Source organism: Streptomyces sp. NPDC032091 (genome assembly GCF_055580265.1).
The window spans coordinates 79,362-104,469 of the sequence record NZ_JBVILR010000030.1; the positions used below are offsets into that span (position 1 = coordinate 79,362).

The 25,108-nt window shown below is 71.6% G+C and carries 24 protein-coding genes; 12 read left to right on the forward strand and 12 right to left on the reverse strand.

Translation table 11 applies throughout. The features are described from left to right. Nucleotides 1–18: 18 nt before the first annotated feature. Nucleotides 19–1,230 (forward strand): serine hydrolase domain-containing protein, encoded by a 1,212-nt coding sequence (locus ACZ5NJ_RS33825; protein ID WP_468770086.1) that lies wholly within the window; start codon nucleotides 19–21, stop codon nucleotides 1,228–1,230. Here ACZ5NJ_RS33825 and ACZ5NJ_RS33830 read toward each other — a convergent pair. From ACZ5NJ_RS33830 to ACZ5NJ_RS33840, 3 genes are all read right to left on the reverse strand, one after another. Further along, on the reverse strand, nucleotides 1,197–1,706 hold the full coding sequence (locus tag ACZ5NJ_RS33830; RefSeq protein WP_468770088.1) for a hypothetical protein: 510 nt from the start codon (nucleotides 1,704–1,706) through the stop codon (nucleotides 1,197–1,199). The two genes, ACZ5NJ_RS33825 and ACZ5NJ_RS33830, sit on opposite strands and share 34 nt — an antisense overlap. A 77-nt stretch (nucleotides 1,707–1,783) precedes the next feature. Continuing rightward, the gene (locus tag ACZ5NJ_RS33835) at nucleotides 1,784–2,962 is read right to left on the reverse strand and encodes a polyamine ABC transporter substrate-binding protein (RefSeq protein WP_468770090.1); all 1,179 of its coding nucleotides are present in this window, start codon (nucleotides 2,960–2,962) and stop codon (nucleotides 1,784–1,786) included. Nucleotides 2,963–3,092: 130 nt separating this feature from the next. Beyond that, nucleotides 3,093–4,532, reverse strand: a complete 1,440-nt coding sequence (locus tag ACZ5NJ_RS33840) for a gamma-aminobutyraldehyde dehydrogenase (protein ID WP_468770092.1) — start codon at nucleotides 4,530–4,532, stop codon at nucleotides 3,093–3,095. A 169-nt stretch (nucleotides 4,533–4,701) separates the two neighbouring features. On the opposite strand from ACZ5NJ_RS33840, the gene ACZ5NJ_RS33845 reads away from it, so the two are divergent. The 10 genes from ACZ5NJ_RS33845 to ACZ5NJ_RS33890 all read left to right on the forward strand — a co-directional run bounded on the left by ACZ5NJ_RS33845 (nucleotide 4,702) and on the right by ACZ5NJ_RS33890 (nucleotide 14,438). Then, entirely contained in the window at nucleotides 4,702–5,205 is a 504-nt protein-coding gene (locus ACZ5NJ_RS33845; RefSeq protein ID WP_042814156.1) for an Lrp/AsnC family transcriptional regulator, read from the forward strand. Nucleotides 5,206–5,208: 3 nt separating this feature from the next. Continuing rightward, entirely contained in the window at nucleotides 5,209–6,570 is a 1,362-nt protein-coding gene (locus tag ACZ5NJ_RS33850; protein ID WP_468770094.1) for an aspartate aminotransferase family protein, read from the forward strand. Between the two features lie 160 nt (nucleotides 6,571–6,730). Further along, nucleotides 6,731–7,495, forward strand: coding sequence for an ABC transporter ATP-binding protein (locus tag ACZ5NJ_RS33855; RefSeq protein WP_468770129.1), 765 nt, complete (start codon nucleotides 6,731–6,733; stop codon nucleotides 7,493–7,495). Beyond that, on the forward strand, nucleotides 7,477–8,565 hold the full coding sequence (locus ACZ5NJ_RS33860) for a hypothetical protein (protein WP_468770096.1): 1,089 nt from the start codon (nucleotides 7,477–7,479) through the stop codon (nucleotides 8,563–8,565). Before ACZ5NJ_RS33855 ends, ACZ5NJ_RS33860 begins: the two co-directional genes overlap by 19 nt. 26 nt (nucleotides 8,566–8,591) lie before the next feature. Further along, entirely contained in the window at nucleotides 8,592–9,683 is a 1,092-nt protein-coding gene (locus ACZ5NJ_RS33865; RefSeq protein WP_468770099.1) for an LOG family protein, read from the forward strand. A gap of 124 nt (nucleotides 9,684–9,807) precedes the next feature. Continuing rightward, nucleotides 9,808–10,713: a DMT family protein gene (locus ACZ5NJ_RS33870; RefSeq protein ID WP_468770101.1), complete on the forward strand. Its 906-nt coding sequence runs from the start codon at nucleotides 9,808–9,810 to the stop codon at nucleotides 10,711–10,713. 89 nt (nucleotides 10,714–10,802) lie between these two features. Continuing rightward, nucleotides 10,803–11,423, forward strand: coding sequence for a hypothetical protein (locus ACZ5NJ_RS33875; protein ID WP_468770103.1), 621 nt, complete (start codon nucleotides 10,803–10,805; stop codon nucleotides 11,421–11,423). A 125-nt stretch (nucleotides 11,424–11,548) separates the two neighbouring features. Then, nucleotides 11,549–11,779: a ferredoxin gene (locus ACZ5NJ_RS33880; protein ID WP_362053656.1), complete on the forward strand. Its 231-nt coding sequence runs from the start codon at nucleotides 11,549–11,551 to the stop codon at nucleotides 11,777–11,779. Continuing rightward, complete coding sequence (locus tag ACZ5NJ_RS33885; RefSeq protein ID WP_468770105.1) at nucleotides 11,769–13,163, forward strand: NAD(P)/FAD-dependent oxidoreductase; 1,395 nt, start codon at nucleotides 11,769–11,771, stop codon at nucleotides 13,161–13,163. Before ACZ5NJ_RS33880 ends, ACZ5NJ_RS33885 begins: the two co-directional genes overlap by 11 nt. A 21-nt stretch (nucleotides 13,164–13,184) precedes the next feature. Further along, the gene (locus ACZ5NJ_RS33890) at nucleotides 13,185–14,438 is read left to right on the forward strand and encodes a cytochrome P450 (protein ID WP_468770107.1); all 1,254 of its coding nucleotides are present in this window, start codon (nucleotides 13,185–13,187) and stop codon (nucleotides 14,436–14,438) included. A 21-nt stretch (nucleotides 14,439–14,459) separates the two neighbouring features. On the opposite strand, the gene ACZ5NJ_RS33895 is transcribed toward ACZ5NJ_RS33890, so the two are convergent. From ACZ5NJ_RS33895 to rpsB, 9 genes are all read right to left on the reverse strand, one after another. Further along, a complete protein-coding gene (locus ACZ5NJ_RS33895; protein ID WP_468770109.1) occupies nucleotides 14,460–15,482 on the reverse strand; it encodes an ABC transporter ATP-binding protein in 1,023 nt (340 codons plus the stop codon). Continuing rightward, entirely contained in the window at nucleotides 15,482–17,098 is a 1,617-nt protein-coding gene (locus ACZ5NJ_RS33900; RefSeq protein ID WP_468770111.1) for an ABC transporter permease, read from the reverse strand. The genes ACZ5NJ_RS33895 and ACZ5NJ_RS33900 overlap by 1 nt, the downstream gene beginning before the upstream one ends. A 56-nt stretch (nucleotides 17,099–17,154) precedes the next feature. Next, on the reverse strand, nucleotides 17,155–18,255 hold the full coding sequence (locus tag ACZ5NJ_RS33905) for a thiamine ABC transporter substrate-binding protein (protein ID WP_468770112.1): 1,101 nt from the start codon (nucleotides 18,253–18,255) through the stop codon (nucleotides 17,155–17,157). A 219-nt stretch (nucleotides 18,256–18,474) separates the two neighbouring features. Beyond that, entirely contained in the window at nucleotides 18,475–19,590 is a 1,116-nt protein-coding gene (gene rlmN / locus ACZ5NJ_RS33910; RefSeq protein ID WP_468770114.1) for a dual-specificity RNA methyltransferase RlmN, read from the reverse strand. 135 nt (nucleotides 19,591–19,725) lie between these two features. Then, a complete protein-coding gene (locus tag ACZ5NJ_RS33915; protein WP_468770116.1) occupies nucleotides 19,726–20,802 on the reverse strand; it encodes a phosphatidate cytidylyltransferase in 1,077 nt (358 codons plus the stop codon). Continuing rightward, complete coding sequence (gene frr, locus ACZ5NJ_RS33920; protein WP_079431974.1) at nucleotides 20,802–21,359, reverse strand: ribosome recycling factor; 558 nt, start codon at nucleotides 21,357–21,359, stop codon at nucleotides 20,802–20,804. Before frr ends, ACZ5NJ_RS33915 begins: the two co-directional genes overlap by 1 nt. Nucleotides 21,360–21,453: 94 nt before the next feature. Next, nucleotides 21,454–22,233, reverse strand: coding sequence for a UMP kinase (pyrH, locus tag ACZ5NJ_RS33925; protein ID WP_468770118.1), 780 nt, complete (start codon nucleotides 22,231–22,233; stop codon nucleotides 21,454–21,456). 162 nt (nucleotides 22,234–22,395) lie between these two features. Continuing rightward, nucleotides 22,396–23,232, reverse strand: coding sequence for a translation elongation factor Ts (tsf, locus tag ACZ5NJ_RS33930; protein ID WP_358892690.1), 837 nt, complete (start codon nucleotides 23,230–23,232; stop codon nucleotides 22,396–22,398). Nucleotides 23,233–23,366: 134 nt separating this feature from the next. After that, nucleotides 23,367–24,236, reverse strand: coding sequence for a 30S ribosomal protein S2 (rpsB, locus tag ACZ5NJ_RS33935; RefSeq protein ID WP_468770121.1), 870 nt, complete (start codon nucleotides 24,234–24,236; stop codon nucleotides 23,367–23,369). Between the two features lie 250 nt (nucleotides 24,237–24,486). On the opposite strand from rpsB, the gene ACZ5NJ_RS33940 reads away from it, so the two are divergent. Further along, the gene (locus ACZ5NJ_RS33940; protein WP_468770123.1) at nucleotides 24,487–25,017 is read left to right on the forward strand and encodes a M23 family metallopeptidase; all 531 of its coding nucleotides are present in this window, start codon (nucleotides 24,487–24,489) and stop codon (nucleotides 25,015–25,017) included. Nucleotides 25,018–25,108: the final 91 nt, after the last annotated feature.

Below are 25,108 nucleotides of genomic sequence, written 5' to 3' on the forward strand. Positions count from 1 at the left end.
CACACAGGGGGAACCGTCATGAAGGCACGTACGCGCACACTGGTCGCCACCGCTCTGGTCCTGGGCTTCGCCGCCGGTCCGGTGGCCGCCGCCCAGGCCGCCCCGGCTCCGGCGTCGGTTCCGGCTCCGACATCGGCGACGGCGTCGGTCCCGTCCCCGGTCTTCACCGCCCCGCCGGACGCGGCGGCGCTGCGGAAGGCCATCGCCGGGGTCGGGCCGCAGAGCAAGGACGCGACGGCCGCGCTGGTCCGGGTGGGCGGGACGAGCGGAAGCTGGCGGGGCAGCGCCGGTGTCGCGGACATCGGCAGTGGGCGGGCGGCGGTGGAGGACGCCCGCTTCCGGGCCGGGTCGGTGACGAAGACCTTCACCGCGGCGGTGGTGCTCCAGCTGGCCGCCGAGGGCAAGGTGGACCTGGACCGTCCGGTGCAGGACTACCTCCCGGGGCTGCTGCCGGGGTTCGAGCCGGTGACGGTGCGCCAGCTGCTGAACTACACGAGCGGGCTGCGGTCCGCCGACGGTCCCGGGGACGCCTTCGAGGACGAGTACGCCCACCGCTTCGACCTGGTCGACCCGCACGCGCTGATCGCCAACGCGGTGGCGAAGGGGCCGGAGTCCAGGCCCGGCGAGAAGCAGCGGTACAGCAACATCCACTACACGGTGCTGGGCGTGCTGATCGAGAAGCTGACGGGGACGACGTACGAGAAGGCCGTCGGAGAGCGGATCATCAAGCCGCTGGGCCTGCGCCACACCTCGTTCCCGGCCCGTACCCAGAACCGCATACCGGGCCCGTACAACCACGGCTACCAGGCGGTGGCGCGGGAGGACGGCAGCCGCACGCTGGTCGACGTGTCGGACTGGAACTCCTCGTCCAACTGGGCGGCGGGGGACCTGATCTCGACGACGGCGGACCTGGAGCGGTTTACGGTGGCCCTGTTCGGCGGCCGGGTGGTGCCGAGGGCGCAGCTGGAGGAGATGTTCACCGTTCCCGACGTGGCGGACGCCGACAGCGGCAAGCACGCCGTGCAGACGGCCGGCCTGAAGGAATTCGTCCTCCCGGACGGCACGAAGCTCTACGGCAAGACGGGCTCCCGGTTCGGCTACAGCACGGTGATCGGCGGCACCCGCGACCTGTCGCGCACGCTGGTCTACTCGGTGAACGCCACGGATGCCAAGGGCCGGGACATGAACGCGGTGTCCTACGGCATCATCGGCGCGGCCTTCGCCAAGTAACCGGCGGCCTCGGCCTCCTGAAGTACCTCCAGCCGCTTGATCAGGCGGCGCAGCACCAGCAGGGGGACGATCCCGAAGACGCCGAACGACATGTCGATCAGCGTCCACCCGAAGGGAAGCCCGCGGACCTGCCCGCAGATCAGGGCGAGCGGGATGATGCCGACGCAGGCGACCATGCCGGCTTCGACGATCCACACGTTGCGGACCGGGTCGCGGTGGACCCCGTAGAAGAACACCGCGATCACCAGGTGGGCGAAGGCGAGCCAGTCGGTGCCGTAGAGGAGGAAGGGGTACTCGGCGTCGGCGCGGTCCAGCCCGTCCCCGACCCGGCGCAGCCAGTCGTGGGTGACCAGGGAGTTGAGCCAGTGGAGTTCGGTGACGAGGGGGAAGGCGGTGAGCCCGCTGAGGACCAGGCAGACCAGGAACAGCGCAAGCCAGGCACGGATCCGCCGCCGGAGGGCGTTTCTCTCGCTCATGGAAGGGAGCCTACACGCAGAACTGAACACGTTCAGGCAACTTTATGAACATGTTCAGCCCGGGCGTGCGATCGTGATCACAGTCCGACGATGGAGTTCCAGCGGGGGGCGAAGGAGCGGCGTTCCGAGGAGGAGATGTCGCGGGCCACGACCAGGCGCCGCCGCATGGAGTCGTCGGGGAAGATCAGCGGGTTCTCGGCCAGTTCGGCGGTCTTCCTGTCCGGGGAGGCGGCCAGGACCTCGCGGGCGGCGGGGACCGGGCAGACGTAGTTGACCGCCGCCGCCAGCTCCGCCGCCACCGCCGGGTCGTAGTAGTGGTCGACCAGCGCCTCCGCGTTGGCCTTGTGCCGGGCGAGGTTGGGGATGAGCATGCTCTCCGCCCACAGCTCCGCCCCCTCCTCGGGGACGACGAACTCGATGTCGGGGTTGTCGGCCTTCAGCTGGATGGCGTCGCCGGAGTAGGCCTGGCAGGCCAGGACGTCGCCCTTGCCGAGGTCGGAGGTGTAGTCGTTGCCGGTGAAGCGGCGGATGTGCTTCTTCTTCACCATGCTCTCCACCTGGTCGCACATCCGGTGGAAGTCGGATTCGGTCCAGCGGGTGGTGTCGGTGCCGTTGCCCTGCATCAGCAGGGCGAAGGACTCGTCGAGACCGGAGAAGAGGGTCACCTTGCCCGCGAGGTCGGGGTGCCACAGGTCCTGGACGGACTTGATCTCCCGGCCCAGCGCCTTGCGGTTGTAGGCGATACCGGTGATCCCGGACTGCCAGGGGACGGTGTGCAGCCGGCCCGGGTCGAAGGCGGGGGAACGCAGCTGCGGGTCGAGGTTCTTCGCCACGTTGGCCTGCGCCGCGCGGTCCATCGTCTGGGCCCAGCCCAGGTGGACGAAGCGGGCCGCCATCCAGTCGCTGACCACCACCAGGTCGTGGCCGGTCGCCTGGTGGTTCATCAGGGACGGGCTGACCTTGCCGAAGAACTCGTCGTTGTCGTTGATCTCCTCGGTGTACCGGACCGCGATGCCGGTCTTCGCCGAGAAGGCGTCCAGCGTCGGGCGCTTCTCCTCGTCCTGGTCGTCGGTGTCTATGTACAGCGGCCAGTTGGAGAAGGCGAGGCTCCGCTCCCGTTCCGAGAGGTCCTGGCCCTGCCTGCGGTCCTCCGGGACGTAGGCGGCGGGGACACCGCAGCCGGCGAGGGCGGCCAGCAGGCCCGCGGCACCGAGGCCGCGCAGCGCGGCGCGGCGGGAGAAGGGGAGTTCAGGCATGGGCTCAGCCTCGGTCAACACGAAAGGGGCGGGCAATAGACAACTTGTCTACCACCCGCCCCTTCAGTGACCTGCGGTGATCAGTGCGCGGTGGACACGCGCGCACGGATCAGCCGGCCGCCGGGCCGGTTCAGCCGTCGAGCGAGGTCATCACGTGCTTGATGCGGGTGTAGTCCTCGAAGCCGTAGGCGGAGAGGTCCTTGCCGTAGCCGGACTTCTTGAAGCCGCCGTGGGGCATCTCGGCGACGAGCGGGATGTGGGTGTTGATCCACACGCAGCCGAAGTCGAGGTTCTTGGACATGCGCATCGCACGGCCGTGGTCCTTGGTCCAGACGGAGGAGGCGAGGGCGAACTCGACGCCGTTCGCGTACTCCAGCGCCTGGGCCTCGTCCGTGAAGGACTGGACGGTGATGACGGGGCCGAAGACCTCGTTCTGGATGATCTCGTCGTCCTGCTTCAGGCCCGAGACGACGGTCGGGGCGTAGAAGTAGCCCTTCTCGCCGACCTGGTGGCCGCCCGCCTCGACCTTGGCGTGGGCGGGGAGGCGCTCGATGAAGCCCGCGACCTGCTTGAGCTGGTTCGGGTTGTTCAGCGGGCCGTAGAGCACGTCCTCGTCGTCCGGCTGGCCGGTCTTGGTCTCCGAGGCGGCCTTGGCGAGGGCGGCCACGAACTCGTCGTGGACGGACTGGTGCACGAGCACGCGGGTGGCGGCCGTACAGTCCTGGCCGGCGTTGAAGTAGCCGGCGACGGCGATGTCCTCGACGGCCTTGGCGATGTCGGCGTCCTCGAAGACCACGACCGGGGCCTTGCCGCCGAGCTCCAGGTGGACGCGCTTGACGTCCTTCGAGGCGCTCTCGGCGACCTGCATGCCCGCGCGCACCGAGCCGGTGATGGAGGCCATCGCCGGGGTGGAGTGCTCGACCATGGCCTTGCCGGTCTCGCGGTCGCCGCAGACGACGTTGAAGACGCCCTTGGGCAGGATCGAGTCGATGATCTCCGCCATCAGCACCGTGGAGGCCGGGGTGGTGTCGGAGGGCTTGAGGACGACCGTGTTGCCCGCGGCGATCGCCGGGGCGAACTTCCACACGGCCATCATCATCGGGTAGTTCCAGGGCGCGACCTGGGCGCAGACGCCGACCGGCTCACGGCGGATGATCGAGGTCATCCCGTCCATGTACTCACCGGCGGAGCGGCCCTCCAGCAGGCGCGCGGCGCCCGCGAAGAAGCGGATCTGGTCCACCATCGGGGGCAGCTCCTCGCTGGCCGTCAGGCCCAGCGGCTTGCCCGTGTTCTCCGACTCGGCGGCGACCAGCTCGTCCGCGCGCGCCTCGAAGGCGTCCGCGATCTTGAGGAGGGCCTTCTGCCGCTCGGAGGGGGTGGTGTCGCGCCAGCCCGGGAAGGCGGCCGCGGCGGCGGCCATGGCGGCGTCCACATCGGCCTGGCCGGACAGCGGCGCGGTCGCGTACACCTCGCCGGTGGCCGGGTTGACCACCTCAGTGGTCCGCCCGTCGGCGGCGTCCTTGAACTCCCCGCCGATGTAGTTGCGCAGACGACGCAGTTCGGTGGTCACTACAGCCACTCTCCTGATCACATGTCCAACGATTGAGACAAGTCCCAAGGGTAGCCCCTCGGGCGACGCTTTCGACAGAGCCAGACCCGGCCAACTACGAAATCCGTGCATCTGGAGACGATCCACAACGGATTTCATCGATTGCGGGTTGCGGAACCGACGACTCCTCGTGCACAGTGGCGTCGTGGTCAGTCGAAGCGCAGATTCCAGGAACAGACAACCGTCCCCTTCGGTCGATGCTGTGTCCCTGGCGATCATCGAGCAACTGCAGGAAGACGGCCGGCGCCCGTACGCGTCGATCGGCAAGGCCGTGGGCCTCTCCGAAGCAGCCGTGCGCCAGCGCGTGCAGAAGCTGCTCGACCAGGGCGTCATGCAGATCGTCGCCGTCACCGACCCGCTCACCGTGGGTCTGCGGCGCCAGGCCATGGTCGGCATCAACGTCGAGGGCGACCTCGATCCGGTGGCCGACGCCCTGACCGCCATGGCGGAGTGCGAATACGTCGTGATGACCGCCGGGTCGTTCGACCTGATGGTGGAAATCGTCTGCGAGGACGACGACCACCTGCTCGAAACCATCAACAAGAAGATCCGCACGCTCCCCGGCGTGCGATCAACCGAGAGCTTCGTTTATCTGAAGCTCAAGAAGCAGACCTACATGTGGGGAACTCGATAGCCCGTGAGCCAGGACCTCTCCAAAACCGCGTACGACCACCTGTGGATGCACTTCACCCGCATGTCGTCGTACGAGAACGCGCCCGTCCCCACCATCGTGCGGGGTGAGGGCACCTACATCTTCGACGACAAGGGCAAGCGCTACCTGGACGGTCTCGCCGGACTGTTCGTGGTCAACGCCGGTCACGGCCGCAAGGAACTGGCCGAGGTCGCCTACAAGCAGGCCCAGGAGCTCGCGTTCTTCCCCGTGTGGTCGTACGCGCACCCCAAGGCCGTCGAGCTCGCCGAGCGCCTCGCCGGCTATGCCCCCGGCGACCTGAACAAGGTCTTCTTCACCACCGGTGGCGGCGAGGCCGTCGAGACCGCGTGGAAGCTCGCCAAGCAGTACTTCAAGCTGCAGGGCAAGCACACCAAGTACAAGGTCATCTCGCGTGCGGTCGCCTACCACGGCACCCCGCAGGGCGCCCTGTCCATCACCGGTCTGCCGGCCCTGAAGGCCCCCTTCGAGCCGCTGGTCCCCGGCGCGCACAAGGTGCCGAACACCAACATCTACCGCGCCCCGATCCACGGCGACGACCCCGAGGCCTTCGGCCGCTGGGCCGCCGACCAGATCGAGCAGCAGATCCTCTTCGAGGGCCCCGACACCGTCGCGGCCGTCTTCCTGGAGCCCGTCCAGAACGCCGGCGGCTGCTTCCCGCCCCCGCCCGGCTACTTCCAGCGGGTGCGCGAGATCTGCGACACCTACGACGTGCTGCTCGTCTCCGACGAGACGATCTGCGCCTTCGGCCGCCTCGGCACGATGTTCGCCTGTGACAAGTTCGGCTACGTGCCGGACATGATCACCTGCGCCAAGGGCATGACCTCGGGCTACTCCCCGATCGGCGCCTGCATCGTCTCCGACCGGATCGCGGAGCCGTTCTACAAGGGCGACAACACCTTCCTGCACGGCTACACCTTCGGCGGGCACCCCGTGTCCTCCGCGGTGGCCCTGGCCAACCTCGACATCTTCGACAAGGAAGGCCTGAACCAGCACGTGCTGGACCAGGAGGGCAACTTCTTCAGCACCCTGCAGAAGCTGCACGACCTCCCGATCGTCGGCGACGTCCGCGGCAACGGCTTCTTCTACGGCATCGAGCTCGTGAAGGACAAGGCCACCAAGGAGTCCTTCACGGACGAGGAGACGGAGCGCGTGCTCTACGGCTTCCTCTCCAAGGCGCTCTTCGACAACGGCCTGTACTGCCGGGCCGACGACCGTGGCGACCCGGTCATCCAGCTGGCCCCGCCGCTGATCGCGGACCAGGGCACCTTCGACGAGATCGAGGGCATCCTGCGCAGCGTGCTCACCGAGGCCTGGACCAAGCTGTAAACAACAGAAGATAGGCCCATCGCCATGGCCCGGATCGCCTGTTCGAGTGAGAACGGGGTGGTCCGGGCCGTGTGCTGTCACCATCCAAGCGGTTCATCTCTTTACATCTCTGTGCGGGCCAGTGACCGAAAGCGGCTCCGCTTCGTTCCCCCGGACGGAGGTGTACGCCATGGTGGCTCCACCCGACAGTGCCCCGCCAGACGACGACGTCCTCTGGGCGCGGTCCCTGCACTACTCGCACGGGGGGTCCCCCGGCCTGATCGGCGTCGGCGCCGGAGTCCGGCAGGGCGAGGTCCTCGCCGTGACCGGCCCGCGCGGCAGCGGCAAGACCACCCTGCTGCGCTGCCTGGCCGGACGGCTGGTGCCCGACCAGGGCGAGGTCGGGTTCGACGGCATCCCGGTCCACACCCTCCACGCCCCGGCCCGCGAGCGGCTGTTCCGCGCCCGGTTCGCCTGGATCGGACCCGAGCCGCAGCTGCTGCCCGAGCTCAAGGTGTGGGAGAACGCCGCCCTGCCCCTGCTGATCGCCGGCGCCCCGCACCGGGCCGCCCGGGCCGCCGCCCACGAGTGGCTGGAGCGGCTCGACATCGGCGGCTTCGCACGCAAGCGCCCCGGCGCCCTGAACCGCGCCGAGTCCCAGCGGGTCGCCCTCGCCCGCGCCCTGGTCAGGGAGCCCTCGGTCCTCTTCGCCGACGAGCCGACCGCCCCGCTGCACCTGGCCGAGCGCGCGCTGCTGCTCCGTACGCTCACCACGGCCGCCCGCTCGCACGCGATCACCGTGGTCCTCGCCACCCACGACGAGGAGACCGCCGGCGCCGCGGACCGGCGCCTGGCCCTGATCGACGGCCGCCCGGCCGCCGCAGCCGGGGCGGGCGACTCCCCCGGAACCACGGAGGAGCAGGCCGCGTGCTCTCTCTCCGCCTAGTCCGCGGCTCCCGCCCCCTGGTCCAGCTGCGCAGACTCCTGGTCGCCGCCGCCTGCGCCGGCAGCGGCTTCCTCCTGCTGTACGTCCTCGCGGACGCCGAGGCCCGGGGCGGCGGATCGTTCCCCCGGCTGCTGTGGGCGCTGGTGCCGCTCGCCGCCGCGGTCCAGTTCGCCGTCGCGGTGGCCCGTACCGACCCGGCGACCCGGCCCCGCGAGGGGCTCGACGCCGTCGGACTGGGACCCGTACGCCTGGCCCTGGCCGCGGCGGTGTCCACCGCCGTCGCCTGCTCCCTGGGCAGCGCCCTCGCCCTCGCCGCCTTCCTCCACCTGCGGGGCGACCTCGCCGGACTGCCCTTCGACGGGGCCGGCGCCCGGCTGCTGCACGCCGACCGGCCCCTGCCGGTGGCCGCCGCCCTCACCCTGCTGGCCCTGCTCCCCCTGACCGCCTCCGCCGCGACGGCCCTCGCCCTGCGCACGCGGGACCCGCGGTCCGGCCTGGCCCCCCAGACGGGCGTGCCCTGGGGGGTGGCGCTCGCGGCGTGCGGGCTCGCCCTCCTGGCCTACGCCCGCCCGGACGGCCCGGCGGTGCCGGCGGCCGGCGGGCTGATCGCGGTCGGCCTGGCCCTCGCCGGACCCGGCCTCGCCTACGCCTGCGGCACCGTGGTCCAGGCCGTCCGCCCGGGAGCGGTACGGCTGCTGGCCGGACGGACCCTCCAGGAGGAGGCGTCCCGGCTGGGCCGTCCACTCGGTGTGCTGTGCGCCGTCGGCGCGGCCGCCCTCACCGTCACCCTGGCCCCGCGCGGCGCCCAGGGCGGGGCACCGACCCCGCTGGGGCCGCTGACCGTACCGGCCGCCGTGCTCGTGGCGGTCTGCGCGGCCGCCTCCCTGCTCACCGCCGCGGTCGAGTCCCGGCAGGCCCGCGGGGCGGCCCGGGCGGCCCTGCTCGACCTGGGCACCCCCGGCACGGTGCTGCGCAACGCCGCCGGCCTGCGGGCCGCCGCCCTGCTCGCCGGCTGCGCCCCGCTCGTGTGGGGTGTGGCGCAGCTGACGTCGCTGGCCCTGACCCGCTGAGCGGACCAGGACCTAGGGTGGGCCGAATGGTCCACGCAGACATCGAGATCGAGACGCTCGCCGAGTTCGACCGGGTCGTCGCCCGGGGCTCCCTGAGCGGCTACCGCGTCCAGTCGGTCAACCTGCTGGAGCGGACCTTCGCCCTGCTGTCCGCCGACACCTCCGCCGCCGTGTTCCTGGGCTGCGCCATGGAGCCCGACGCCGCGGTGAAGGTGCGCGCGGACGGCGCACTGGTCTTCCCCCCGGTGCCCGACCTGCCCTTCAACCCGTACCGGGGGCTGCTCTACACGGCGGAGGAGCTCTTCGCGGGCCTCTCCGAAGGCTACGAGAACACCCTCGACGCCCAGGCGTACGCCTGGTTCCAGGAGACGAAGGCCGACGGCGACGTCTTCTCCTCGATGCTGCGCTCGATCCACGACGACGCCGTCTCCGACGCCCTCGACGAGGCCCTGGCGGGCGCGCGCGTGGTCGGCGTGATGGGCGGACACGCCCTGGCCCGGGGCACGGACGGCTACCGCGGCGCGGCGGAACTCGGCCGGGCCCTGAGCCGCTCCGGCCTGACGGTGGCCACCGGCGGCGGCCCCGGCGCGATGGAGGCGGCCAACCTCGGCGCCTACCTGGCTCCCGCCCCCGACGAGGCCCTGGCCGAGGCGCTGGAGGTGCTGGCGAAGGCGCCCTCCTTCACCCCGTCCGTCTCCGACTGGGCGCGCGCGGCCTTCGCCGTACGGGAGCGCTGGCCCTCGGGCGGCGCCTCGGTGGGCATCCCGACCTGGTTCTACGGGCACGAGCCGCCGAACGCCTTCGCCGGGCAGATCGCCAAGTACTTCGCCAACGCCACCCGCGAGGACGGGCTCCTCGCCCGGTCCACGGCGGGCGTGGTGTTCCTGCCGGGCGCGGCCGGGACCGTCCAGGAGGTCTTCGACAACGCGACGCCGAACTACTACGCCGCCGGCTCGGCGCCGACCCCGATGGTCCTGGTCGGCCACCGGCACTGGACCGAGGAGCTGCCCGCCTGGCCGCTGCTTCGGGCGCTGGCCCGGGGCCGCGCCATGGAGGGGCGGATCGCGCTCGTCGACGCGGTGGACGAGGTCCCGGACGCGCTGGCCGCCCTGGCCTGAGCGGGCGGCCGCCCGGCGGGCAAAGAAAAGGTCAACGAACCCTCTTGCGGAGGCAACTCCGCGGCCCGATCCGACGTCTGGCAGAGGTACCGCCTTACCTGCCAGACGTTGAACGGAGCCCTCTGTGCTCATAGGCCTGCTGACCGCTGTCGCGGCGTCCATCTGCTACGGGACGGGCTCCGTCCTGCAAGCCGTCGGCTCGCGCCGGGCCGCGCGGACGGCGCCGGCCGCCGCCGGGGTGACCGCCCACGGCGGCCCGAACCTGTCCTCCACCGCCAAGGCCGCGATGACCTGGGAGTTCATCGTCGGCACGATCCTGGACTTCGTGGGCTTCGGGCTGGGCGCGCTGGCGGCGCGCCTGCTGCCCCTCTTCCTCTCCCAGACGGTGATCAGCGCCAACCTCGTGATCACCGCCGTGCTGAGCGTGAAGATGCTGGGCATCCGCCTCTCCCGCAAGGAATGGACCTCGATCGGGGTGGTCTGCGCGGCCCTGGTGCTGCTCGCGACGGCCGCCGGCCACGAGGGCGGCCACCACGCCCCGATGTCCACCCACTGGTGGCTGCTGGCGGTGACCCTGCTGATCATCGTCGGCGGCACGGTGGCCGTACGGTTCCTCGGCGCGCGGGCCGCGATCCTGGCGGGCCTGCTGTCGGGCCTGGCCTTCGGCGCGCTGGGCGTGGGCGTGCGCGTCCTGGACGGGATCGACCCCTTCGACCTGGGCACGCTGCTCACCGACCCCGCGCTGTACGCGATCCTCGTGGCCGGCGTCGGCGGCATGTACCTGCACACCGTCGCCCTGCAGATCGGCTCGGTGAACGGCGCCACGGCCGCCCTGGTCGTCGGCGAGACGGTGCTCCCCGGCGCGATCGGCGTCCTGTGGCTCGGCGACGCCTCCCGGCCCGGGCTGGCCTGGCTGGCGGCCGTCGGGTTCGTGCTCGCGGTGGCCGGCGCCGTCGCCGTGGCCTGGTACGGCAACCACGACGGGGCCGGGGCCCCGGCCGAGGAGCAGGTCCCGCAGCCGGTGGGCTGAGCCGGCCGGCCCCACTCCGGGGCCGCCGGCGTTCACCCCGACGGGTGCCCGGGGTGGCGCCGCCGCGGCCGCGGGGGCCTGCTGAAGGCATGGACTCCCCCACCACCACACGGCTGCGCACGCCCCGCGCCGCCGGGACGGCCGGTGTGATCTTCGCCGTGCTGCTCGCGGCGGCGATCGTGCTCATGCGGACCGCCATCCCCTCCGGGAGCCCGGCCGAGGCCGCCGTCGCTCCGGACCGGCGCTGGGCCGTGCGGCTGGCGCTGGAGATCGTCCCGTTCGCAGGGATCTTCTTCCTCTGGTTCATGGGGGCGCTGCGGGAGCACTCGGGCCCGGTGGAGGATCGTTTCTTCGCCACGGTGTTCCTGGGCAGCGGCTTCGTCTTCGTCGCCGCCCTGTTCGTGGCCGCTGCGGCGGCGGGGACCGTGCTCGACGAGCCCGTCCCACCCTCCGGCTTCGGCCGCCCCTTCGCCTACACGGTCCTGACCTCGTACGCGATGCGCATGGCGGCCGTGTTCACCTTCTCGACCTCGGCCATCGGCCGCCGCCTCGGCGTCTTCCCCCGCCCGCTGGCCCTGCTGGGCTTCGCCACCGGCCTGGTGCTGCTCGTGCTGGGATCGGGCGTGCCCTGGATCGAGCTCGTCTTCCCGTTCTGGGTCCTCGTCGTCAGCCTCCACATCCTCCGCTCCGGCCTGCGCCGCACCCCCTGACCTGCGCCTTCGCCGCCCGCTGCGCCCGGCAGGCGGGGGGCGGCCCGCGCGCGCATGCTGGAGGGGTGGCGGGGGGCCTCGGGGGCAGTTCGGGGGTCATCAGGGCACGGAAAGGCTGATGCCTCATGAGGCTCGTCGTCGACCTGAACCGCTGTCAGGGGTACGCCCAGTGCGCGTTCCTCGCACCCGACGTCTTCGCCATGCACGGCGACGAGTCACTGCTTTACAACCCGCAGGCCCCCGACGACCAGCACGACAACGTCGTGCGCGCCGCCCACGCCTGCCCGGTCCGGGCCATCCTCCTGGACGCCATGAACGGATCCCTCCAGACTCCGGAGGCCAGCGGTGAACGGTGACGGAGCCCTGGAGCGGCTCAAGCGCGAGGGCCGCATCGTCGTCGTGGGCGCTTCCCTGGCCGGCCTGCGGGCCGCCGAAACCATGCGCGAGAAGGGCTTCGCCGGTGAGCTGACAATGATCGGCGACGAACCCCACGAGCCCTACGACCGCCCGCCCCTGTCCAAGCAGGTCCTGCTGGGCATGGCCACCGCCGACGGGACGGCCCTGCCCCGCCGCCGGGACATCGACGCGAAGTGGCGCCTCGGGGTACCCGCCGCCGGCCTGGACATGGCGGCCCGCCGGGTCAGGATGGCCGACGGCGACGAGGTGGAGTACGACCGGCTGCTGATCGCCACCGGCGTACGCGCCCGGCCCTGGCCGAACCCCGACGAGGCCGCCCTCGACGGCGTCTTCGCGCTGCGCACCCGGGGCGACGCGGCGGCCCTGGAACGCGCCCTCTCCGCCGGGCCCGGCCGGGTCCTGGTGATCGGCGCCGGGTTCACGGGCTCCGAGATCGCCTCCGCCTGCCGGGAGCGCGGGCTCGCCGTCACCGTGGCCGAACGCGGCGACGCCCCCCTCGTCGGCGCGCTCGGCGGGGTGATCGGGGCCGTGGCGGCCGACATGCACCGTGCGAACGGGGTCGACCTGCGGACCGGAATCATGGTGACGGGCCTGGAGGGCGACTCCTCCGGCCGGGTCCGCGCCGCGCACCTCTCCGACGGCACCACGCTGGAGGCGGAGGTGGTGGTCGTCTCGCTCGGCGCCCAGCGCAACACCGAGTGGCTTGCCGGGTCCGGGCTCGGCGCGGGTCCGCGCGGCATCGCCTGCGACGCGGGCTGCCGGGCCTTCGACATCTGGGGCATCGTCACCGACGACATCTACGTGGCCGGCGACGTGGCCCGCTCCCCGCACGCCCTCTTCGGTTACCAGTTCCTCTCCCTGGAGCACTGGGGCAACGCCGTGGCCCAGGCCGAGACGGCCGCGCACAACATGCTCAGCCTGAGCGCCGAGCGCCGGCCGCACCTGTGGGTCCCGGCGTTCTGGTCCTCCCAGTTCGGCGTCAACATCAAGTCGGTCGGGGTCCCCTCGATGGGCACCGAGATCGTCATCACCCAGGGCTCGCGCGCCGAACGCCGCTTCGTCGGCGTGTACGGGTACCAGGGCCGCGTCATCGGGGCCGTCACCTTCGACCAGAGCCGCTGGCTGGACTTCTACGAGCAGCAGATCCAGCAGACCGCGCCGTTCCCGCCGCCGTTCCCGACGGTGGACCGCAGGCCCGAGGGGGACCGCCCGCTCGCCGCGGACTTCCCGGACCCGTCGGTGCCCACCCACGGCCCGACCATCACCCTGAGCGGCTACTCGCCGGCCGACCGGCGGATGACCTTCACTCCGGCGCACAACTGAGCACGAGCACGAGGACCTCTCATGACCCAAGGCATCCTGCGGCAGATCCTCGACTACTCCAGCCGCGCCAACCCGTACCCGCTGTACGAGGAGCTCCGCAAGACCCCGGTGTTCCACGACGGGGACGGCCCGTACGTCGTCAGCACCTATCACGAGATCAAGGGCCTGCTGCACGACCCGCGCATCAGCTCCGACGCCCGCAACCTGACGGCGACGGCCGGCGACCCGCTGAACCAGGCCGAGGAGGGCGGCGGGTCGGAGGTGCTGCCGCCTTCCTTCCTGAAGCTGGACCCGCCCGACCACGACCGGCTGCGCCGGATGACCAACCGCCCCTTCGGACCGCCGCACTCCCCCCGCCGGGTCGAGCAGATGCGCGGCGAGCTCGGCGGCATCGTCACCGGGCTGATGGACACGATCGCCGCGAAGGGCGACCCGGCCCGGATCGACCTCGTCGAGGAGTTCTCCTACCCCTTCCCGGTGACGGTCATCTGCCGGCTGCTGGGCGTGCCGCCCGAGGACGAGGCCCGTTTCCACGTGTGGGCCGACACCCTGGCCGCGAGCCTGGACCCCGACCCGGACGCCGATCCCGCCGAACGCGCCAAGAAGACGGAGGGCGCCCGCATGGAGCTCGGCATGTACCTGGCCGGGCTGATCGAGGAGCGGCGCAAGAACCCCACCGGCGACATGCTCTCGGAGCTGGCCACCGGCCAGGGCCCGGACGGCACGATGAGCACGATGGAGGTGCTCAGCACGGCGGCGCTGCTGCTGATCGCCGGCCACGAGACCACCGTCAACCTGATCACCAACGGCATGCTCACCCTGCTGCGCAACCCGCAGTACCTGGAGCGGCTGCGCTCCGAGCCGAACCTGGCGGTACCGATGGTGGAGGAGCTGCTGCGCTTCGAGCCGCCGGTGCAGCTGCTCCCGCAGCGCAGCACGCTGACCGACATCGAGGTGGCGGGGGTCACCGTCCCCAAGGGCTCCTCCCTCTGGCTGATCCTGGCCTCCGGCAACCGCGACCCGAAGCGGTTCGATGACCCGGACCGCTTCGACCCCGACCGCCCGGACGTCCAGCACCTGGGCCTGGGCAGCGGCATCCACAGCTGCTTCGGGGCGCCGCTGGCCCGGCTGGAGGCGGCCCTGGCGCTGAGCGAGCTGGCCCGCAGGCTGGAGAACCCGAGGCTGCTGGAGGACCCGCCCCCCTACCGGCAGAACGCGGTCCTGCGCGGCCCGCGCCACCTGCCGATCGCCGTCGACGGGATCCGGGCGGCATAGGCCGCCGCCCCCTTGGACCGTCTAAGCCGACGGGAGGACGACCACCTCGGAGGGTGTGAAGGTCACCGCGATCCGGTCCCCGGTGGTCGGCGCGGCGGCCAGGTCGCACTCCGCCTCCAGTACGGGTCCCCGCGCGGGCCGCAGCAGCAGGGCCACGTGCGTGCCCCGGAAGGTCCGGGACTCCACCACGCACTCCAGCCCGGCCGCGCCCGGCACCACCCCGGCCGGCCGGACCAGCAGGCGCTGCTCGCCCTCGGGAGAGCCGGCCGGTACGGGGACCTCACCCCACGGGGTGGCGGCCGCGTCCCCGCGGACGGTGGCCGGGACCACGTTCTCGAAGCCGAGGAACCGCGCCACGAACTCCGACGCCGGCCGCTGCCACACCTCCAGCGGGGTCCCCGCCTGCGCGATCCGCCCGTCCCGCATCACCACCACCCGGTCGGCCAGCGCGAAGGCCTCACCCTGGTCGTGGGTGACGGCCAGCACGGTGGTGCCCAGCCGGGAGAACAGCCCCTGGAGCTCGACCACCAGCCGCTCGCGCAGCCCCCGGTCCAGCTGGCCGAGCGGCTCGTCCAGCATCAGCAGCCTCGGGGAGGGGGCCAGCGCCCGGGCCAGCGCGACCCGCTGCTGTTCACCGCCCGACAGGGAGGCCACCGCCCGGCGCTGCGCCCCGGGGAGGCCGACCAGCTCCAGCAGGTCCGCGACCCGCTCCTCGTGCTCCGGCTTCGCCGAGCCGCGCACGCGCAGGCCGAAGTCGACGTTCCGGCCGACGTCCCGGTGCGGGAACAGCTGGTGGTCCTGGAACATCAGGCCCACCCCCCGCCGGTGCACCGGCACCCCGGCCTGGTCGGCGCCGCCGAGCAGCACCCGTCCGGCCGAGGGCGGCTGCAGCCCGGCCACCACCCGCAGCAGGGTGGACTTGCCGCTGCCGCTCGGCCCCAGCACGCAGACGGTCTCGTGCTCGGCGACCTCCAGGTCCACCGCGTCCACGACCGCCCGGTCGCCGAAGCGGACCGTCACCCCTTCGAGCCGGAGCAGGGTCATCAGAACTCTCCCGAGGTCGTGTCGGGTCGCAGTCGCTCCAGCACCAGCAGGGACACCGCGCACACCAGCATCAGAATCGTGCTCAGGGCCATCGCCTGCCCGTAGTTCATCTCCCCGGCCCGCCCCAGCAGCCGGGCCACCGCCACCGGCAGCGTCGGACGGTCCGGCCGGGCGATGAACACCGTCGCGCCGAACTCGCCCAGCGAGACCGCGAAGGCGAAGCCCGCCGCGATCAGCACCGCCCGGCGCACCAGCGGCAGGTCCACCTCCCGCCAGACCCGCAGCGGCGAGGCCCCGAGCACGGCCGCGGCCTCCCGCAGCCGCCCGTCCACCGCCCGCAGCACCGGCAGCATGGTCCGCACCACGAACGGCACGCCGACCAGCGCCTGGGCCAGCGGCACCAGGATCCAGGAGGTCCGCAGGTCCAGCGGCGGCCGGTCCAGGGTGATCAGGAACCCGAAGCCCACCGTCACGGCGGACACCCCCAGCGGCAGCATCAGCAGCGCGTCGAACCCCCGGACGAAACGCCCGGCCCGCCGGGCCAGCGCCGCGGCCGCGAGCCCGCCGACGGCCAGGGCGATGCCGGTGGCGGCGAGGGCGTACTGCAGGGAGTTCCCGATGGCCTCCAGCGGCGGCACCAGAAACGTTCCGCCCCCGGCACCGGCCTCCTGGAGCGCCCGGTAGAACCCGAACCCGTACCCGCCGGGCGCGTCCAGGGACCGCTCCACCAGCACCGCGAGCGGGGCCACGATCAGCAGCGCCACCGTCAGCAGCACCCCGCCCAGCAGTCCGCGCTGCGCCCAGCCGCGCGGCGGGTGCGCGGTGCGCGCGGGGTCGACGAGCCGCAGCGCGGTCTCCCGCCGGCGCACGGTCCAGGCGTGCACGCCGAGGATCACCCCGACGGCGGCGAACTGGACCAGCGTCAGCACCGCGGCGGTCGGCAGGTCCAGCAGCTGCGCGGTCTGCCGGTAGACCTCGACCTCCAGCGTGGCGTACGAGGGCCCGCCGAGGATCTGCACGACGCCGAAGGAGCTGAAGGTGAACAGGAACACCATCAGCGCGGCGGCGGCCACCGCCGGGGCGAGCGCGGGCAGGGTCACCCGCCGCCAGGCCGCGAACCGTCCGGCCCCCAGCACCCGGGCGGCCTCCTCCTGGCGCGGGTCCAGCTGGGCCCACAGCCCGCCGACCGTCCGCACGACGACGGCGTAGTTGAAGAAGACGTGGGCGAGCAGAATGGCCCACACGGTGGTGTCCAGCCGGACGCCCCACACCTCGTCCAGCAGCCCGTTCCTCCCGACCAGCGCCAGGAAGGCCGTGCCGACGACCACGGTCGGCAGCACGAACGGCACGGTGACGAGGGCGCGCAGCAGCTGCTTGCCCGGGAAGGAGAACCTTGCGAACACGTACGCGCCGGGCAGCGCGACGAGCAGGGTGAGCGCCGTCGAGGCGAGCGCCTGCCAGGTGGTGAACCAGAGCACGCCGGCGATGTCCGGCGCGGAGAGCACCTCGCCGATCCGGCCGAACCGCCAGCCCTCCTCCGCCTTGAACCCGCGGCCGACGATCGCGGCCACGGGCCAGGCGAAGAACAGCCCGAAGAAGGCGAGCGGCACGGCCATCAGAGCGAGTCTGACGGCGGTGGCCCGCCCGCCCTCCTGCGGAGAGCCGTCGCGTCCTACTTCACGACGATCGAGGACCATGCCTTGACCCACTGGTCACGGTTCTTCGCGATGGCCTCGGGGGCCACGTTCTCCGGCTTGTCGACCACCACGCCGTGCTTGGTGAACACCTCCGGCAGCTTCGCGTCCTTGACCACCGGGTTCACGAACATCTGGAGCGGCATGTCCTCCTGGAACTTCTTGCCGATCAGGAAGTCGATGAGGGCCTTGCCGCCCTCCTCGTTCTTCGCGCCCTTCAGCAGGCCCGCGAACTCGACCTGGCGGAAGCAGGTGCCGGTGGCCACGCCCGTGGGGGCCTCGGCCGGCTGGGGCTCGCCGTAGAGGACCTCGACCGGCGGGCTGGAGGCGTAGGAGACGACCAGCGGACGGTCGCCCTTGGCCTTCTTGCCGCCCGCGGAGCCGGAGAAGCGCTCGTTGTAGGCCTGCTCCCAGCCGTCGACGACCTCGACGCCGTTGGCCTTGAGCTTGCTCCAGTAGTCCTTCCAGCCGTCCTCGCCGTACTTGCCGACGGAGGCGAGGAGGAAGCCGAGGCCGGGCGAGGAGGTCGCGGCGTTCTCGGTGACCAGCAGGTTCTTGTACTCCGGCTTGACCAGGTCGTCCAGCGTCTGCGGCGGGGCGATCTTCTTGTCGGCGAAGTAGGCCTTGTCGTAGTTGACGCAGATGTCGCCGGAGTCGACGGGGGTGACCCGGTGCTGCTTGTCGAGGACGTACTCGGGCTTGACCTCGGACAGGCCCTTGGCCTCGTAGGGGGTGAAGATCCCGTTGTCGAGGGCGCGGGAGAGGAGCGTGTTGTCGACACCGAAGAAGACGTCGCCGCGCGGGGAGCCCTTGGTGAGGATCTCCTGGTTGAGGGCGGCGCCGGCGTCCCCGGACTTCAGGACCTTGACGGTGTAGCCGCTCTGCTGCTCGAACTCCTTGAGGACCGAGTCGGTCACGTTGAAGGAGTCGTGGGAGACGAGGGTGACGGTCTTGGACTTCGGCGACCCGCTCGCGGCGGCCCCGCCCTCGTCCTTGCCGCCTCCGCCGCACGCGGTCAGCGTGGTGACGCCGAGGGCCGCGGCCAGCGCCGCACCCGCGACCTTCTTGGTGGTGCTCACGGTTGATTCCTCCTGGGTATGACCAGGAGAAGACGCGGCCCCGCCCGGGCGCTCGGTGGAGCGGGGCGCCCGGGCAGGGCGCAACAGCTTGAGGTGGTGACCGAACTTCCTACCCAGAATGACCTGGGCGAGGTTCAGAGGGTCTGCGGCCTGACGGTTGCCGCACTCTCAGCGCTGTGGCGCTCCCCTGTCGGAATATGCAGATGTACGCGGGCCAGCCTACCGCTCGCTCGCGGCGAGCTGTCCGCACGCTCCGTCGATCTCCTGACCGCGGGTGTCCCGTACGGTGACGGGCACGCCGTGGCGGGCGATCGCCTCCACGAAGGCCTTCTCGTCCTCGGGGCGCGAGGCGGTCCACTTCGAGCCCGGGGTCGGGTTCAGCGGGATCAGGTTGACGTGCACGCGCTTGCCCTTGAGCAGGCGGCCGAGCAGGTCGCCGCGCCAGGCCTGGTCGTTGATGTCGCGGATCAGGGCGTACTCGATGGAGATCCGGCGGCCGGACTTCTCCGCGTACTCCCAGGCCGCGTCGAGGACCTCGCGGACCTTCCAGCGGGTGTTCACGGGGACGAGGGTGTCGCGCAGCTCGTCGTCCGGGGCGTGCAGGGAGACGGCGAGGCGGCACTTGAAGCCCTCGTCGGCGAACCGCAGCATGGCCGGGACCAGACCGACGGTGGAGACGGTGATGCCGCGCTGGGACAGGCCCAGGCCGTCGGGCTCGGGGTCGGTGAGGCGGCGGATGGCGCCGACGACGCGGTTGTAGTTCGCGAGTGGCTCGCCCATGCCCATGAAGACGATGTTCGACAGGCGGGCCGGGCCACCGGGGACCTCGCCGTCGCGCAGGGCGCGCATGCCGTCGACGATCTGGTGCACGATCTCGGCGGTGGAGAGGTTGCGGTCCAGGCCGGCCTGGCCGGTGGCGCAGAACGGGCAGTTCATGCCGCAGCCGGCCTGCGAGGAGATGCACATGGTGACCCGGTCCGGGTAGCGCATCAGCACGGACTCGACGAGCGTGCCGTCGTGCAGCTTCCACAGGGTCTTGCGGGTGGTGTCGTCGTCACAGCTGATGTGCCGGACGACGTTCATCAGCTCGGGCAGCAGCTCCTGCTGGAGCTTCTCGCGCGAACCCGCCGGGATGTCGGTCCACTGCGCCGGGTCGTGGGCGTAGCGGGCGAAGTAGTGCTGGGAGAGCTGCTTGGCCCGGAACGGCTTCTCGCCGATCGCGGCCACCGCCTCGCGGCGCTCGGCCGGGGTGAGGTCGGCCAGGTGCCGGGGCGGCTTCTTGGCCCCTCGCGGGGCGACGAAGGTGAGCTCACCCGGAACGGGACGGGGGGCCATGCGGTACTCCTCGGTACGACGGGGTGGGGGTCACCCCGCGCGTGCAGGGCCGGTCCGCGGCGTCTCGCCGCCGGACGGAAAGGGCGCGCCGCGTGGAACACGGCGCGCCCTCCAGGATAACCCGGCCCGGACCGGTCAGCCGGTGCCGACGAAGGCCGCCAGCAGCAGCCAGACCACGGGGGCCGTCGGCAGGAGCGAGTCGAGGCGGTCCATGATGCCGCCGTGGCCCGGCAGCAGCGTGCCCATGTCCTTGATGCCCAGGTCACGCTTGATCATCGACTCGCCGAGGTCGCCCAGGGTCGCGCTGACGGCGACGGCCAGGCCCAGCAGCAGGCCCTGCCACCAGGAGCCGCCGTCGATCAGGAACTCCATGCACAGCGCGCCGGCCGCCATCGCGAAGGCCACCGCGCCGAAGAGCCCCTCGCGGGTCTTGCCGGGGCTGATGCGCGGGGCGAGCTTGGTCTTGCCGAAGCGCCAGCCGACGGCGTACGCGCCGGTGTCGCTGACGACGGTCAGCAGGAGGAAGGTGACCACCCGCTGCGGGCCGTCCTCGGCCGTGAGCAGCATCGCGACGAAGGTGGCCAGGAAGGGCACGTAGAACGCCGCGAAGACGCCCGCGGTGACGTCCTTGAGGTAGTCCTCCGGCGGTTCCGTCATCCGCCAGACGAGCACCGCCAGCGCGGTCAGCGCCATGGCGACCCAGGCGCCCTCGGCCCCCCGGACGTAGCCGGCGATGACCATCGCCGCGCCGCCGACCGCGAGCGGGACCAGCGGGGCCTTGATGCCCTTCTTCTCCTGGAGCCGGGAGGTGAGCTCCCACAGGCCGACGACGACCGCGACGACGATCACGCCGACGAAGACGGCCTTGACGATGAACAGCGAAGCGAAGATCACCGCGCCGAGGCCGACGCCGACCCCTATGGCGGCACGCAGATCCCGCCCGGCGCGCTTCTTCTGCGGCGGGGGCGAGGCGTCCTGCGGAGCCTGCGAAGGCGGGGGCGGGGGGCTGGGCATGGGCTCCTGCAACGGCATCTCGGTACGGAGCGGGGGGCCGCCGGTGAAGGCGGCCCCCCGATCGCGTGCTTCCCGGTCGTCGAACGCACGGCCGGCGGCATCGGGCACGATGGGCATGGGCGCAGTCTGCGGGCCCACCAGCGCATCGTATGCGGGACCCGCCGGTACCGGCTCAGCGGCCCAGGGAGAGTCGTTCATCAGACCTCGAGAAGCTCGGCTTCCTTGTGCTTGAGCAGCTCGTCCACCTGCGCGACGTACTTCGCGGTGGTGTCGTCGAGCTCCTTCTCGGCGCGGCGCACCTCGTCCTCGCCGGCCTCCTTGTCCTTGACCAGCTTGTCGAGGGCGTCCTTGGCCTTGCGGCGCACGGAGCGGATGGAGACGCGGGAGTCCTCGGCCTTGTTCTTGGCGACCTTGATGTACTCCTTGCGGCGGTCCTGCGTCAGCTCGGGGAAGGTCACCCGGATGATATTGCCGTCGTTGCTGGGGTTGACGCCCAGGTCGGAGTCGCGGATCGCCTGCTCGATGTTGCGCAGCGCGCTCTTGTCGAACGGGGTCACGACGGCCATGCGCGGCTCGGGCACCGAGAAGGAGGCGAGCTGGTTGATGGGCGTGATGGCACCGTAGTAGTCCGCCACGATCTTGTTGAACATCGCCGGGTGCGCACGGCCCGTGCGAATCGCCGCGAAGTCTTCCTTGGCGACGACGACGGCCTTCTCCATCTTCTCCTCGGCTTCGAGGAGGATTTCTTCGATCACCACGTGCTCCTGCATGTCAGATATGGATGGTTCAGGCGGGGCGGGGCGGTCGGGCCGCCCGGACCGGGCCCCCGCGGGGCCCGGTGCGACGGGCTCAGGCCCGGGTGCCCTGGTCGCTCACGAGCGTGCCGATCTTCTCACCCTTGACGGCGCGGGCGATATTGCCTTCGGCGAGCAGTTCGAAGACCAGGATCGGGAGCCGGTTGTCGCGGCACAGCGTGATGGCCGTGGCGTCGGCGACCTTGAGGTCCCGGGACAGCACCTCGTTGTACTCCAGCGCGTCGAACTTCACCGCGTCCGGGTTGGTCTTCGGGTCGGAGTCGTAGACCCCGTCGACGCCGTTCTTGCCCATGAGGAGGGCTTCGGCGTCGATCTCCAGGGCGCGCTGGGCGGCCGTGGTGTCGGTGGAGAAGTACGGCATGCCCATGCCGGCGCCGAAGATGACGACGCGGCCCTTCTCCAGGTGGCGGACGGCGCGCAGCGGGATGTACGGCTCCGCGACCTGGCCCATGGTGATGGCGGTCTGGACGCGGCTGTCGATGCCTTCCTTCTCCAGGAAGTCCTGGAGGGCGAGGCAGTTCATGACGGTGCCGAGCATGCCCATGTAGTCGGACCGGGCCCGGTCCATGCCGCGCTGCTGAAGCTCCGCGCCGCGGAAGAAGTTGCCGCCGCCGATGACGATCGCGATTTCGGCGCCGTCTCGGACCACGGCCGCGATCTCGCGGGCGATGGCGTGCACGACGTCAGGGTCGACACCCAGCCCGCCGCCGCCGGAGAAGGCTTCGCCGGACAGCTTCAGCATGAAGCGGCGACCCTTCTTGTCGTGGTCGCTCTTGTCGTGGGATGCGGTGTGGGTGTCCACGCCCTGATTCATGGAGATCTCCTCGTGCACATACGAAGAAGGCCATTGCCGGTGGGTCCTCGCGGTTCCCTCTGCGGCAATGGCCTCCTCGTCAGATCTGCGGTCGTCCGGCGCAAGCTCGGACGACTGCCTCAGACCCTATCGGGGTCCGGTGTCCGTCGCGTACGGACGGACTCAGATGCCGACCTTGATGCGGGCGAAGCGCTTCAGGGTGACACCGGCCTCGTCCAGAACCTTCTGGACGGACTTCTTGTTGTCCAGCGCGTACGGCTGGCCGAGCAGCGTGGCGTCCTTGAAGAAGCCGTTGACGCGACCCTCGACGATCTTGGCGATCGCGGCCTCGGGCTTGCCCTCGGCGCGGGTGGTCTCCTCGGCGACGCGGCGCTCGGACTCGACGATCTCGGCCGGGACGTCCTCGGCGGTGAGGTACTTCGGCGCGAAGGCGGCGATGTGCTGGGCGATGCCCTTGGCCAGGTCGGCGTCGGCCTTGTCCAGCTCGACCAGGACACCGATCTGCGGGGGCAGGTCGGGCATGGTGCGGTGCATGTAGGAGGCCACGAAGGCACCCTCGTACGCCGCGAAGCGGTCGAGGACGATCTTCTCGCCGAGGTTGGCGTTGGCCTCGTCCACGAACGCCTGGACGGTCTTGCCGGCCTCGATCTCGGACGCCAGCAGCGCCTCGATGTCGGCGGGCTTGGTGGCGGCCACGTGGGCGGCAAGCTGGTCGGCGACGGCCAGGAACTTCGGGCTCTTGGCCACGAAGTCGGTCTCGCACTTGAGCTCGACGAGCACGCCGGAGGTGGCGTCCTCGGAGATCAGGGAGGTGACGGCACCGTTCTCGGCGGAACGGCCCTCGCGCTTGGCGACACCCTTCAGGCCCTTGACGCGCAGGATCTCGTTGGCCTTGGTGACGTCGCCGTCGGCCTCGACGAGCGCGTTCTTGCAGTCCAGCATGCCGGCGCCGGTGAGCTCGCGGAGCTTCTTGACGTCAGCGGCGGTGTAGTTCGCCATGAGTCTGTGATTCTCTCTCGAAGTCGTAGATCTACGGGTGAACGGCGGAGGAGCGCGCTCGTGGCACGGCTCCCCCGCCGTCATCGTCCGTGCTGCGAGTGCCCGGCGGATGAACGCCGGGCGCTCTCAGAGGGTCAGGCCTGCTCGGCGTCGGCGGCCGGGGCCTCGACAGCCGGGGCCTCGACGGCCGGGGCCTCGGCTGCGGGGGCCTCGGCGTCAGCCTTCTTCTCGCCCTCGAGCAGGTCGCGCTCCCACTCGGCGAGCGGCTCGGCGGCGGCCTTCTCGCCCGGCTTCGAGTCACCGGTCGCAGCGCCGGAGCGGGCAATGAGGCCCTCGGCGACGGCGTCGGCGATCACGCGGGTGAGCAGGGTGACGGAGCGGATGGCGTCGTCGTTGCCCGGGATCTTGTAGTCGACCTCGTCGGGGTCGCAGTTGGTGTCGAGGATCGCGACGACCGGGATGTGCAGCTTGCGCGCCTCGCCGACGGCGATGTGCTCCTTCTTGGTGTCGACGATCCAGACGGCGCTGGGAACCTTCGACATCTCGCGGATACCACCGAGGGTCTTCTCCAGCTTGGCCTTCTCGCGGGAGAGGACCAGGAGCTCCTTCTTGGTGAGACCCGAGGCGGCGACGTCCTCGAAGTCGATCGCCTCAAGCTCCTTCAGACGCTGGAGGCGCTTGTAGACGGTGGAGAAGTTGGTGAGCATGCCACCCAGCCAGCGCTGGTTGACGTACGGCATGCCGACGCGGGTCGCCTGCTCGGCGATGGCCTCCTGCGCCTGCTTCTTCGTACCGACGAACATGATGGAACCGCCGTGCGCGACGGTCTCCTTCACGAACTCGTAGGCGCGGTCGATGTACGACAGCGACTGGAGCAGGTCGATGATGTAGATGCCGTTGCGCTCGGTGAAGATGAAGCGCTTCATCTTCGGGTTCCAGCGACGGGTCTGGTGACCGAAGTGGACGCCGCTCTCCAGCAGCTCCCGCATCGTTACGACGGCCATGGCCATCTCCTTGGTTTCTCGGTTTTGGTTCCTGACGCCCCGCCGCGCCCTGCCCCTGGAAGGGACCGAGAGACGCTGTCGCCCGACCGGAACCGGTCGGCGCTGGGGCGTGCGAAGTCGACCCGGTGACCCGGATCGCCACAAGAAGTGTACGGGACCCGGCGGTATGCCGGGTGACGCCCTTGTCCACACCCTTTCGCCCGTCCACAGGCGCGGGCGGGCCGCCGGTCCCGCGCGGGACCCTGGGCGCATGACGACGACACTGCTGCTCACCCTGCTGTTCGCCCTGTCCGGGGCGCTGCCGACGGCCCCGGCCGGGTCCGCCGCGCAGGCGCCCTTCCGGGCGGTCAGGCCCCTCCCCGCGCCGCTGTCCGTGACCCGGTGGTGGGATCCGCCCCCGACCCCGTACGCGGCGGGGCACCGCGGGGTGGACCTGTCGGCCCCGGCGGGGGCGGAGGTACGGGCCGTGGGACCGGGCCGGGTCCACTTCGCGGGGCCGGTCGCGGGGCGGGGCGTGCTGTCGCTCACCCTTCCGGGCGGGCTGCGGACCACGTACGAGCCGGTGCGGCCGCTGGTGGCGGAGGGGGAGGCGGTGGCGGCGGGCCAGGTGGTGGCGGTGCTCACGGAGGGCTCGCACTGTCCGGGGACCTGCCTGCACTGGGGGCTCCTGGCGGGCGAGGACGCCTACCGCAACCCGCTGACCCTGCTCCCCCCGGCCACGCCCCGGCTGCTGCCGTCGACGCCGGCCGCGGACCCGACGCGGGCGCCGGCGCCGGACTAGGTCGTCTCTTTCGGATCTTGCCGGTCAAGCCCGCGTCGTCCGGTGCCGTGCATCGCCGCCTTGGCGGGGCGCCGCCGTACTGGACGTACTT

Bases quoted from the DNA above. Each gene is read 5' to 3' on its own strand.
- ACZ5NJ_RS33825 (WP_468770086.1), top strand. From the start codon at position 19: ATGAAGGCACGTACGCGCACACTGGTCGCCACCGCTCTGGTCCTGGGC.
- ACZ5NJ_RS33830 (WP_468770088.1), bottom strand. From the start codon at position 1,706: ATGAGCGAGAGAAACGCCCTCCGGCGGCGGATCCGTGCCTGGCTTGCG.
- ACZ5NJ_RS33835 (WP_468770090.1), bottom strand. From the start codon at position 2,962: ATGCCTGAACTCCCCTTCTCCCGCCGCGCCGCGCTGCGCGGCCTCGGT.
- ACZ5NJ_RS33865 (WP_468770099.1), top strand. From the start codon at position 8,592: ATGGTCCACGCAGACATCGAGATCGAGACGCTCGCCGAGTTCGACCGG.
- ACZ5NJ_RS33875 (WP_468770103.1), top strand. From the start codon at position 10,803: ATGGACTCCCCCACCACCACACGGCTGCGCACGCCCCGCGCCGCCGGG.
- ACZ5NJ_RS33880 (WP_362053656.1), top strand. From the start codon at position 11,549: ATGAGGCTCGTCGTCGACCTGAACCGCTGTCAGGGGTACGCCCAGTGC.
- ACZ5NJ_RS33890 (WP_468770107.1), top strand. From the start codon at position 13,185: ATGACCCAAGGCATCCTGCGGCAGATCCTCGACTACTCCAGCCGCGCC.
- ACZ5NJ_RS33895 (WP_468770109.1), bottom strand. From the start codon at position 15,482: ATGACCCTGCTCCGGCTCGAAGGGGTGACGGTCCGCTTCGGCGACCGG.
- ACZ5NJ_RS33900 (WP_468770111.1), bottom strand. From the start codon at position 17,098: ATGGCCGTGCCGCTCGCCTTCTTCGGGCTGTTCTTCGCCTGGCCCGTG.
- rlmN (WP_468770114.1), bottom strand. From the start codon at position 19,590: ATGGCCCCCCGTCCCGTTCCGGGTGAGCTCACCTTCGTCGCCCCGCGA.
- ACZ5NJ_RS33915 (WP_468770116.1), bottom strand. From the start codon at position 20,802: ATGAACGACTCTCCCTGGGCCGCTGAGCCGGTACCGGCGGGTCCCGCA.
- pyrH (WP_468770118.1), bottom strand. From the start codon at position 22,233: ATGAATCAGGGCGTGGACACCCACACCGCATCCCACGACAAGAGCGAC.
- tsf (WP_358892690.1), bottom strand. From the start codon at position 23,232: ATGGCGAACTACACCGCCGCTGACGTCAAGAAGCTCCGCGAGCTCACC.
- rpsB (WP_468770121.1), bottom strand. From the start codon at position 24,236: ATGGCCGTCGTAACGATGCGGGAGCTGCTGGAGAGCGGCGTCCACTTC.
- ACZ5NJ_RS33940 (WP_468770123.1), top strand. From the start codon at position 24,487: ATGACGACGACACTGCTGCTCACCCTGCTGTTCGCCCTGTCCGGGGCG.